Raw genomic sequence first — 546 nt, 5'->3', positions numbered from 1 at the left:
CACTCGACAACCTACCGTTTCGTTCTTCTTTTAATTGTCGCGCCCATTTATCGACCGTGGACTTACCAAGGCCTAAGCTATCCGCGACATCTCGGACACTGCGCCCTTTATCAACAACTTCTTGTGCAACTTCGAGTCTAAATTCTGGAGAGTATGTTGGTCTTGTTCGTTTGCTCATTTTGATACCTAGTTAGTTGATGGTGATAATATCACCTCTAATTAGGTGGCCAAAATTAGTGTGCCACTACAAGCAGCTAGTAAACCCGGCAATAACATAATTGAGAGATGTTTTAATTTCATCGAAATCCTTTCCTTTAAGTTTGCTTTAATCCATGCATTTAAGTGCAACATATAAGTAAATATAAGCTGCTTATTTTCTTTTCTATTTTTTAAATCATTAACTTTGAGTATATCCATTTTTCTTCCTCTATTTACATTTAAATTGCGCTAGAGAAATAACACGGGCTAATGCCTATGCAAGGCTCTAGCGCCTCGTAGTACAGGAAGAAATTTAATAAATTCTTGAAGAGGTTTAACCGGACATTA

Annotated in this window: 2 protein-coding genes; both read right to left on the bottom strand. The window is 37.4% G+C overall.

Annotated elements, in window-relative coordinates; translation table 11 throughout:
• Positions 1–178: transposase (locus A3757_RS28190; protein WP_156490573.1), on the bottom strand; the 178-nt coding region annotated here is incomplete at its 3' end.
• 41 nt (positions 179–219) lie between these two features.
• A complete protein-coding gene (locus A3757_RS23075) occupies positions 220–417 on the bottom strand; it encodes a hypothetical protein (protein WP_068553616.1) in 198 nt (65 codons plus the stop codon).
• Positions 418–546: the final 129 nt, after the last annotated feature.

The sequence above is a fragment of the Oleiphilus sp. HI0117 genome, from assembly GCF_001635235.1.
Note: the sequence above shows the minus strand (reverse complement) of the source record. Positions and strands in the feature narration are given on the sequence as shown.

Coding starts and splice junctions, on each gene's coding strand:
- A3757_RS23075 (WP_068553616.1), bottom strand. CDS start 417: ATGGATATACTCAAAGTTAATGATTTAAAAAATAGAAAAGAAAATAAG.